The sequence below is a fragment of the Arcicella sp. GW821-FHT09D11 genome, assembly GCF_059416265.1.
Genome location: NZ_JBWKOV010000002.1, coordinates 1,148,228 through 1,158,497, shown reverse-complemented (window position 1 = coordinate 1,158,497; position 10,270 = coordinate 1,148,228). Strand labels below are relative to the sequence as shown.

Sequence of the window (10,270 nt, the reverse complement as noted above, 5' to 3'; positions counted from 1 at the left end):
CTTTGAGCTTTGAGCTTTGAGCTTTGAGCTTTGAGCTTTGAGCTTTGAGCTTTGAGCTTTGAGCTTTGAGCTTTGAGCTTTGAGCTAAGGAAAATTCGAATCTTGTATAGATAGTTCCTCAAAGATTAAGTTTTTCCCACTTTATCTGCTCTTGTTGGTATTTTTACGGAATCGCCTAAACCAACAAAGCAGAAGCCTAGAAAATCTCGCCTTCCTATTAGGATGCGATTTAAGTCACACCCTAATAGGAATATCCTGTACTTCTGCACTTATTGAGGTTTTTATAGGATTTCCCAGACTAACAAGGTGGGTGAATAAGGGCATAAAATTCCCCACTCACAATTCAAAACTCTTCACTCACAACTCCCTACGCTTCTGCTACAGATTTTCTAGGAAAAGATTTCAAGGCTATTAATAAAGCAATAATCGTTAAAACTGCTGCCATCATAAAGGCTGCTCCCGGGAAGAAAACAGGTGCATTTTCTGCCGAGAAATAAGCAAACAAATTAGAGGCTAACAAAGGTCCGAAGATGGTCGTTACACTTTGTAAACTGGTTACCCCCCCCTGTAATTCACCTTGTTCATTAGCAGGTACTTGTTTAGAAATCATACTTTGTAACGCTGGCCCCGCAATACCGCCTAAGCCAAAAGGAATCATAAAAGCATACATCATCCAGCCTTTGGTAGCTAAAGCAAACAAGGCAAAGCCTGCTGCATAAAATAATAAACCTACCATGACAGAGTTTCTATCTCCTAATTTTGGATTAATGATTCTGTTTAACCCTCCCTGAACAATGGCAACAACTAGCCCCACAAATGAAAGTGAATAACCAACTTCTGCTAAAGTCCAGTTAAATTCTTTCATCGTGAAATACGACCAAGTGCTAGGGTGTGTTTGCCCTGCTAATTGCAAACAGAAAAATGCACCCACCAATCCTAATACTACTGGATAGCGACCCAAGCTTTTTAATGAACCTACTGGATTAGCACGTTTCCAATCGAAATCTCTTCTATTTTCTACCTTCAACGATTCTGGCAATACAAAATAGCCATACAACCAATTTAAAAGTGTTAATGCGGCTGCTACAAAAAATGGTACTCTCACGCCAATATCGCCTAATACGCCTCCAATGACTGGACCAATAATAAAACCAACCCCAAAGGCAGCGCCAATCATACCAAAGTTTTTAGAACGGTTTTCATCATCTGAAATATCAGCTATGTAAGCAGAGGCTGTGGTGAAGCTTGCCCCTGTGATACCTGCAATGATTCGCCCAACAAACAACCATGCGATAGTTGGTGCAAAACCAAGCAGAATATAGTCTAACCCAAAGCCAAAAAGTGAGCCTAAAATAATAGGACGACGACCATACTTATCACTTAGTCCCCCAAGAATGGGTGAAAAAATAAATTGCATACAAGCGTAGGCAGCCATCATAACACCAGAGTATTGTGATGCTTCGCTAAGGCCTTTACCAGTAAGTTCTTGTAATAATTTAGGTAAAACAGGAATAATAATCCCAATTCCTAAAACATCAATCAATATAGTAATGAAAATAAATACAATAGCAGGGTTTCGTTTTGCTGACATGAGAAAAGAAGTGAATTCACAGATAATAATTATGTAGCAAGTTAAGCATTTTTTGTAAAAGAGACAGCCTTTTGCTTTGAAGGCTCTCTATCACTGGCATGATTTTAATATATCCTTTATATGTGTAATAATCATAAATTATGTAAGTCAATTCATTATTTTTCATTTTGATAGATAGCCAGAACTGCTTGAAATTCAATACCAATGTTGTGTCAGCATTATTTTTTAGCCTCACATGATGATGTACCTAGCTTGTTTAAGCGGTACAGGTTGCATATTTTTGTGAAAATCGGCTAATATTATTTGTTACTAATAGATTTAAAAACCAATCTATTTTCCTTTTTGTTTTGCGGTGTAAGTCCTTTCAAGCTTCTGTAAACTAAACATAATTAACTAATTCCTTGCTTATTATTTTCTGTAAAAACATGAAAAAACTATCAAACTTATTTGTAGTCATTTTAGTGGCTTTGGTTTCGGCGTGTGGTGTTACGCCAGATATTCAACCAACAACTGTGGATAATACTTTACCTGCTGCAACGGGCGGACTAGATGTCACCTTTACAGACCCAACTATCAACTCAACATCATCGGTTGTAGCGGCAAATGGGGATAATGTAAACGTATCGTTGTTAATCAAGAAAACAGCATCAGGAGGGAAACCTCGAATCCTTCGGGTTTTTGTAGAAACTACTGCGAATTATCGTCCTGCCAATGCCACACCTTTGTTTGAAATTAAATTGAAAAATAAAGACGAACAAACACAAACGATTGACTATACTGTTTCGCCAACGTCAGGAAAAGTTTATATCCATTTTGATGTATATGATAATACGTCAACAGATGCCAATAGTACTTCTGCGAATGTAACGCGTAGAACCTTAGTCGTAAATGTTTCTTCTGAAGCTCAAATTGCTTCTTGGACTTCCCTTACTTTGGGGGCGCAATCGAATGCAGCAGGTTCAAGGGTAACTTCAGCTACAGGCGATATTTATAAAGTATGTGATTTGGATTCAAACATGAAGTATGTAGATATTACGTATGCATCTGTGGGTTCACCTGTCAAATCAACGTTGATGTCTAACCCAGCCAGAAGTGCTAGCTTTAGTTTAAGTACCACAGCAACTGCAACTGATTGCTCAGGTTCTTATACGGGCGGAGGTTCGCCTACTTATTTTGCGGTAGCACCTACTGCTGTAGACTTTGCCACTGCTAATGATGTAGCATTGGGAGCTTTGAGTATCTCTAATACTGCTCCTCAATTTATTGCTGTTGAATCAGGCAAAGTATATGCCTTCTTGAATGGTAGAGGTAAAAAGGGACTTATTAAAATCAATAGCATAGTAACGGGTGTAGCAGGCACTATTAATTTCGATATTAAAGTACAGAAGTAAAGCAAGAATGTATCTTCATTTAAAAAACGGTTGTAGTATTTATTTACTACAACCGTTTTTTTTTGTAGGGGTTATCACAACATCAATTGTCATAGCCACGTATAAGCCACTATTATATCGTTGATTATCAACATCAACAAAGGTTTCCATAAGCTTTAAATAAATATGATACTGACTATTTTCACTTATTTGCTTGTTTTAACACAAGCTAGTACTTTCGTCATTAAATAATAAACACTTACTTAAACTCTTAAATTATGTTTCATAAAAAAACCTCTTTGCTGATGATGATTTTTCTCATGGTCAGCCTCCTCTCTAAAGCCCAGTATGAAAAGGATACTAAATTTTGGCAAGTAGAGGGTACCTTCAGTGGAAATATTACCTCTAACGACACTAAAGGGGCAACATCTTTGACGACTGACCACGCAAACCACACGATAGCGATTGGCTTTAAAAGAGCTAAATTCAGTGAGGATTTTTTGGCAAAGGGCTGGTTGTTAGATTATACCCTACAATCAAGCACTTACTCTAGTAGTAATTCATCTACAAACAACAACTATTTTCATACCATAAAAGCAGGTTATTTTGTAGATAAATTTAAGCCATTGAATAAATCATTAGCTATTTATGGAGAAATCGTAGGGAAGGTTGGCTATGGATTCAGAACGGGCAATATTACCTATACTTATGATTACAATACTTATCAGCTAGAAGCAGGTGTGAACTTCGGAGCACGTTATTTCTTAAAGAAAAATCTATTTATCAACGGCCAAACCTCTTTGGTAAATTTGAATTTACAACATTATAAGATAGGTACAGAACAGCAGACGAATTTAATGCTCAATAGTATCATGAATGTAAGTTCATTATCTATTTCAATTGGCAAAACATTCTAAATCCCTATTAAGATGAAATCAAACATACAATTTATATACATTTTTGCTATCATATTGTTAGCGAATACTTATTCAAAAGCCCAGTTTAATGCTGGTGATTCTTTTCTGCAAGGCTCATTGAATGTTAATCAATCCTTGAGTTCAAGCAATAATATGGCGGGACAAAAGACCTATGCAATTGGGGTAGACTGGGGGAAATATAGCACTAAAAATACAGCCCGTATTCTTTCATTGAACATCAATTACACGGATCAATCTTATCAAACTTCAGCACTTCAAAACAAGGTTCTGAGTATTGGTTTGAACAAAGGGCATGAATACTATAAAAGTATCTTTGGAAAAATCGGTATTTATGGCCGTATTATGGGAGGAATAAATTATGGAAATTTGCAATCTAAAACACTTCAAAATAGCGGTTCAGTCAATTATACCCAACAAACTACTAATAGTCTTGGATTAAATTTGTTTGGAAATGGAGGAATAATGTATCGTTTAAATGATAAATGGGCATTTACTGGTAATTTACTCAATTTGAATGTTGCTAATTTAAATTATGCGTGGACAGACGGGAAAATATCTCCTCTTCAAGGAGGAACCACCGAAAACTTCACCCAAAAACAATTTAATTATAGCTTTACTCCTAGCCTTGCATTCTCTTATGGATTAGGCATTAGGTATGTAATAAAGTAAGTGTTTTTCCATTTAGGGTGCGACTTAAGTCGCACCCTAAATGGAAAACAATAATCAATACAAAACTTATTACAAGGACATATTCAGAATAACTCAATTTTACTCCTCACCTTTCAATACTTTAATATCCTCAATCAAATGCTCGATATCTAAGGGAATTGTTCCATTATAAATTCCTCTTATCCTCAGTTGTTTATCTACTAATATAAAGTTTTCAGTATGCAGGAAATCATTCTCTTGTTTCTGAACGCCTAAATTTTCATCTGCAAAATATGACTTCCTCGCAAGTTGGTAAATGGCTTTCTTGTCACCTGTCAATAAATTCCATTTTGGTGTGTTAATTTTATGGGTTATAGCATAATTCTTTAAAACGCTTACACTATCACGATTAGGCATGACGCTATAAGACATTATCCGCACGATACTATCATTAGGAAAAGCTTGCGATACTTTTTGCATAGATTCCATCAATCTCGGACATAGACTTGGGCAAATCGTAAAGAAGAAATTGGCTACATGGATTTTACCTAATAAGTCTTTTTCGTTGATACTCTTATTATCCTGATTCTGAAATTGAAAAGGTGCAAGTTTATGAGATACTTCCTCGGACTGCCAAACCGCCGTAAAATCAGGCGTATTATAAAAAGGCAGTTGCTCTTGTTTAGGACTTTTACAACTCCAACAGACTAGAGCCATACACAAGGCGATAATGTAGCTAGTTTTCATTCGTAACTGAGTTTTCATTCTTACCCATACAGCCTTTAGCACCCAATAAGCCAAATCGTCGACCATTTTTCACTTCATAGTTCGCTTTTATCTTGCCATCATCAAACCACATTTGTTGTACACCCATTGGTTGTCCATTTTCATCATAATTGCTTATGGTAAAAAGCTGACCATTGGGATACCATTCTTTGTGTGTTTTGATAGGTACGTCATTGTTAAATTCGTATTCAAATCGTTGTTGTCCGTTCTCCCACCAAGCTTCATGTTTGCCTGTTTTGTGATTTTCTGTAAAGTACCTACGCTCTTGTATCTGCCCATTTTCAAACCATTTCTCTGACAAGCCATCTAATTTCCCTGCTGAAAAGTATTGTTTTGACTGTATTCTATGGTCTGTATAAAACTGTAAAACGGCTCCAGTAAATGGCTTGTTTTGATAATACAGGTATTCTTCTTTTTGATGGAATAGTTTATCATCCCAAGAAATCTCCTCTTGGGACGACTGGCATGATACTATAATAAAAAGCAATAAAGTGATAAATTTTACCATTGAATTAAAGCATTCTTCGGTCTAATAGCCCTACTCATTTATTTACTCACTGTTCCAGATGTTCCATAAAAGCCTGTTCCGTTTATATAAGGGTCAGCATCGGTAATATGGTAGTGATAAATACCAGCGGGGAACTCGGTAGTAGCATGCGAATGCCCATGTAAATTATCTAAATCAGCATTGGTTACGGCTTTTCCATTTTCTACTGGCCCGTATACAGGAAATCCATCGAGCAGTAATCCTAAAAAAGCACTTTTCCCATTTTTAGTGGTTAGGTAAGCAGGTTCTTGATGATAATGATATTGACCCGTTTGCTGGGGATGTCCCAAATATTGGTCAAAAGAATTTATTTCGTTGGTCAAAGGCTGATTAGGCCCTGCATATTGATTAAAAAAAGGAATACCATTCAATGAAACCCCTATTGGTCCTAAAGGCGTCGCTGCTGAAGCACTAGCTTTGGTCGGGTGTAAGGGTATTTTAAAAACCAATGCTTGCTCTGAAATGCTATTCGGATTTATACTAAACTTAGTATTGGTGCCATTATAGGCTTCATAACGCGCATCGGTTTTGGCAAAATACGGACTCTTATGGTCTGGGATACCATTGCTCCGAATCACCAGATAATCTCCTTCCACGGTGGCGGTAACGCTAACACCCGAGAACTTATTTTTAATGACCGAAATATCCACATCTGATGTTGTAGTAGTTGGTGTGACGCTAGTATCATCGCTTTGTTTACAAGCTAAGAAAATAATTGAAAGCACGATTAATGAGTAATACTTCATAGTTTTAATGGGTTAAGTTAATTATTCTGGTCTTCTTCCTTCTTCGCCTCTTGGTGGCGGAGGGCCACCTTGATGAGCCATTTTTGCTAAAATTTCTGATAGTAGGTGGTCTAGCAATATTTTTTGGGCTGGCGTACAAATCGTATTTCTTACTTTCCTAAAATGATTTACCGTCACTAAATCTTGCCTGACAATTAGTTGGGCTATTTTTTCAGATAACACCTGTGTTTTTACAGTATCTTCGGGCGAACCAACCATTTGGAATAGCTTATTTTTCAATGGCAATATTTCCTCATTGATTGCCCTCAAATCACGTTGATGCTCATTAATAAGTACATCATACTGCTCGCTCTGAGCCTTGGTAAATTGAAGGGTTTTCTCTACCAGCTTTCTGACTTCCTGTCTATCATGATGTGGAGGTCTTCGGTGAGAAAACCAAATCGTACCTAATAGCATGATATTCATCACCACCAAGAAGCCGATTATCCAATTATATTTATTTTTCATGGTTCATACACATTTTGAGTGCCTGATATGCCTAAATAATTGCCTAATTCTTCTTTAGTCATGGTAGGCTGGCTATTGCTAATGTAAATTTTACTGATAGTCACTATATTAAAACCCACAATGAACATACATACCGCTAATTTTGCATAACTCATCCAAGGCATTATCACTGGCAAAGGACGCTGATTAATACGATTTTTGATTTTGGCATACAAATATGGATTCGACGATACTGGTTGTATCTTATCAATACTGTCCAGTGTTTTGAATATTTCTTCTTCTATATTTTTCATATGTCCCTTATTTTTCAGTTTCGTAATATTGTTTTAGTTTCTTCTGCAAACTTTGTTTTGCCCTAAAAATCAAAGACTCAATGGATGAAACGCTCAGTTCCATCACTTCTGCAATTTCTTGATAACTCAATCCATCAAGCTTATGAAGTGAAAACGCAACTCTTTGGCGTTCGGGTAGTTCATCTATTTTACTAAACATTAGGTTGGTTCTTTCCTTATTTTCAAGCAATACACCAGGGTGGTCTGTTTCGATACTGCCTACAGTGTTGATTTGGTCTTCTAGTCCAAATAAGGATAAAACAAAGCTCAATCGCTTTTGCCTTTTTTGTTTCCTCAGATAATCCAATGATTTAGTCACCGCTATTCTATACAAGAAAGTAGAGACCTTGGCTTCGCCTCTAAAAGAATGTATCGATTCGTAAAGCTCAATAAAAACCTCTTGTGCTAAGTCTTCAGCTTCTTCGACATTCCGCAGAAAGCCCAGACAAGTATTAAATACTTTGTCTTGGTACTTTTCCACTAAAAATCGAAAAGCTGCTTCATCAGCATTTTTTAACTTTTCTAACAGTTCGGTTTCAATCATTAGCAATAATCGAGGTTCATTTATTCTTTAGATGTTGTTTATAAAAAAAACTTGCGGTGGATTTGAATATTTTATGAAAAAAATTTCTGAATTAATGATAATATAACCATTTATCCCTAGCGAGGGACTTAAGTCCCTCGCTAGGGATAAATGGTTATTAAACTTATATTACTTCAATCAAAAATATCGAATATTTTTTTGTATTAACCTTAAAAATCTTATCTTTGCAATCATCAGATGATATGATGTATAATAACATGAGCTTAATCAATAAAAAAACATTAGCAGAAGAAGTAGCCGATAGGCTAATTGAGCAAATTTCTTTGGGCAATTATAAAATTGGTGATAAACTCCCAATTGAGTCTGAATTAATGAAACTCTTTGGTGTCGGGCGTTCTAGTATTCGTGAAGCTATCAAAATTTTATCTATCCAAGGCTTATTAGCTGTTCAACAGGGCGTTGGTACATTTGTGGCATCCGATAAAATTCAAGAGTCGCTCAATGACCAAATGGGTCGTGCAGAAATAGCGGATGTTATTGAAGTTCGCTCTTTACTAGAAGTAAAGATTGCCGAAAAAGCCGCCTTAAATCGTACGCCTAGTCAATTAAAAACAAGTAGTAAATGGCTAAGTCTTAGAAAAAAGTTTGCAACAGAAAATGATGTTCAAAATTGTATTCATGCAGATGTAAATTTTCATATCTCTATCGCCGAAGCTTGTGGGAATCCAATACTAACAGAGATTTATAAAACAGCGAGTATTCAAGTGACAAAATCGTTTGCAAGTATTAATCAAAATACTGACAACTTCAAGGAATCACATTCACTACACGAAGACTTATTACAATGGATTGAACTTCAAAATCCTGAAAAAGCAGCCTCCGCTGCCAACAGCATTATTTCAAGATTATAATTTTCACCCTTATTAATAATTGACTTTAATTTTATTCAAATTCATCTGATGATATGATGAAATAAACTTTAATACCGATGAATAGTACGCTAACAAAAACAGCCTCTCCTGCTACCAAACAAATCGTTTATCAGATATTGTTTGCCATCAGCTTTACTCATTTTTTAAATGACCTTATTCAATCAACCATTCCTTCGTTATATCCTATCTTGAAAGGTGAATTCAAACTTACGTTCGCTCAGATAGGCGTTATTACATTGGTTTTTCAACTTACGGCTTCTATCCTACAACCTTTTGTGGGGATTTATACAGACAAAAAGCCTAATCCAAAATCATTGGCCATAGGCATGACGCTTTCATTAATAGGATTGGTTTGTCTGGCTTTTGCCAATCATTACTATTTAATCCTGTTATCGGTTAGTTTTATTGGCATGGGTTCATCTGTTTTTCACCCTGAGGCATCGCGCGTGGCACAATTGGCTTCGGGTGGTCAGAAGGGATTAGCACAATCCATTTTTCAAGTGGGTGGCAATGCTGGTAGTGCCGTAGGTCCTTTATTAGTAGCTTTAATTATTCTTCCCTTAGGACAAAATTATGTAAGTCTTTTTGCCATTGCCGCCTTCGTCGGTATTATTGTGTTGCTACGCATCGGCAAATGGTATGGAGAGAAAATTGCTGCCAGAAAAACAATTACTAAGGATAATTCATCAGTAATAGTATCAGAATTACCTCGCAAAAAAGTAATATTTTCTATCACTATTTTATTGGCGCTTGTGTTTTCTAAATACATCTATTTAGCCTCAATGACCAATTATTTCACCTTCTTCTTGATAGATAAATTTCATATCTCTGTAAAAGAGTCACAATTATATCTTTTTATGTTTCTTGGCGCTGTTGCCATTGGAACCGTGTTAGGTGGTAGACTGGGTGACCGTTATGGTAGAAAGAAAATCATTTGGGTATCTATATTAGGTGCCGCTCCGTTTACGCTTTTCTTACCTTATTTATCGTTGTTCTGGACGATTGCTTTTGCAGTAATCATCGGGCTAATCATCGCCTCAGCCTTTACAGCAATATTAGTATATGCTACTGACTTGATGCCAGATAAAATTGGTTTAGTAGCGGGATTATTCTTTGGATTTTCTTTTGGGATGGGTGGTATTGGCTCTGCGGTATTAGGGGCCTTAGCAGACTCTACAAGTATTGCCTATATCTTTAAAATATGTGCATTCCTGCCGTTAATGGGCATTATTACTAGCTTATTACCTAACCAAAAGCCACGTGTAAAATAAAGGGTTAACGGAATTATAATCCGCATCCATCAAAAAAGCAGTCAGAAATTAGTTTTCT

Annotated in this window: 12 protein-coding genes; 5 read left to right on the top strand and 7 right to left on the bottom strand. The window is 36.3% G+C overall.

The window, feature by feature from the left end:
- Nucleotides 1-367 precede the first annotated feature (367 nt).
- Entirely contained in the window at nt 368-1,591 is a 1,224-nt protein-coding gene (locus AC07N0_RS09975) for a TCR/Tet family MFS transporter (RefSeq protein ID WP_494589054.1), read from the bottom strand.
- A gap of 425 nt (nt 1,592-2,016) precedes the next feature.
- On the opposite strand from AC07N0_RS09975, the gene AC07N0_RS09970 reads away from it, so the two are divergent.
- The 3 genes from AC07N0_RS09970 (at nt 2,017) to AC07N0_RS09960 (ending at nt 4,568) form a co-directional block, all read left to right on the top strand.
- Nucleotides 2,017-2,982 (top strand): hypothetical protein, encoded by a 966-nt coding sequence (locus AC07N0_RS09970; RefSeq protein WP_494589053.1) that lies wholly within the window; start codon nt 2,017-2,019, stop codon nt 2,980-2,982.
- A 284-nt stretch (nt 2,983-3,266) separates the two neighbouring features.
- Complete coding sequence (locus tag AC07N0_RS09965) at nt 3,267-3,878, top strand: hypothetical protein (protein WP_494589052.1); 612 nt, start codon at nt 3,267-3,269, stop codon at nt 3,876-3,878.
- A gap of 12 nt (nt 3,879-3,890) precedes the next feature.
- A complete protein-coding gene (locus AC07N0_RS09960) occupies nt 3,891-4,568 on the top strand; it encodes a hypothetical protein (protein ID WP_494589051.1) in 678 nt (225 codons plus the stop codon).
- A gap of 99 nt (nt 4,569-4,667) precedes the next feature.
- On the opposite strand, the gene AC07N0_RS09955 is transcribed toward AC07N0_RS09960, so the two are convergent.
- From AC07N0_RS09955 to AC07N0_RS09930, 6 genes are read right to left on the bottom strand one after another with little or no spacing between them, the layout of a single operon-like run.
- The gene (locus AC07N0_RS09955) at nt 4,668-5,294 is read right to left on the bottom strand and encodes an SCO family protein (protein ID WP_494589050.1); all 627 of its coding nucleotides are present in this window, start codon (nt 5,292-5,294) and stop codon (nt 4,668-4,670) included.
- The gene (locus AC07N0_RS09950; RefSeq protein WP_494589049.1) at nt 5,284-5,841 is read right to left on the bottom strand and encodes a toxin-antitoxin system YwqK family antitoxin; all 558 of its coding nucleotides are present in this window, start codon (nt 5,839-5,841) and stop codon (nt 5,284-5,286) included. The genes AC07N0_RS09955 and AC07N0_RS09950 overlap by 11 nt, the downstream gene beginning before the upstream one ends.
- A 38-nt stretch (nt 5,842-5,879) precedes the next feature.
- The gene (locus tag AC07N0_RS09945; RefSeq protein WP_492802661.1) at nt 5,880-6,626 is read right to left on the bottom strand and encodes a YHYH protein; all 747 of its coding nucleotides are present in this window, start codon (nt 6,624-6,626) and stop codon (nt 5,880-5,882) included.
- Between the two features lie 21 nt (nt 6,627-6,647).
- On the bottom strand, nt 6,648-7,133 hold the full coding sequence (locus AC07N0_RS09940) for a hypothetical protein (RefSeq protein WP_494589048.1): 486 nt from the start codon (nt 7,131-7,133) through the stop codon (nt 6,648-6,650).
- Entirely contained in the window at nt 7,130-7,426 is a 297-nt protein-coding gene (locus AC07N0_RS09935; RefSeq protein WP_494589047.1) for a hypothetical protein, read from the bottom strand. The genes AC07N0_RS09940 and AC07N0_RS09935 overlap by 4 nt, the downstream gene beginning before the upstream one ends.
- A 7-nt stretch (nt 7,427-7,433) precedes the next feature.
- Entirely contained in the window at nt 7,434-8,009 is a 576-nt protein-coding gene (locus tag AC07N0_RS09930) for an RNA polymerase sigma factor (RefSeq protein WP_492802657.1), read from the bottom strand.
- Nucleotides 8,010-8,233: 224 nt separating this feature from the next.
- Between AC07N0_RS09930 and AC07N0_RS09925 the strand changes: the two genes are divergently transcribed.
- Together AC07N0_RS09925 and AC07N0_RS09920 are read left to right on the top strand one after the other, a co-directional pair.
- Nucleotides 8,234-8,920, top strand: a complete 687-nt coding sequence (locus AC07N0_RS09925) for a FadR/GntR family transcriptional regulator (RefSeq protein ID WP_494589046.1) — start codon at nt 8,234-8,236, stop codon at nt 8,918-8,920.
- Between the two features lie 77 nt (nt 8,921-8,997).
- A complete protein-coding gene (locus AC07N0_RS09920; RefSeq protein WP_494589045.1) occupies nt 8,998-10,212 on the top strand; it encodes an MFS transporter in 1,215 nt (404 codons plus the stop codon).
- Nucleotides 10,213-10,270 lie beyond the last annotated feature (58 nt).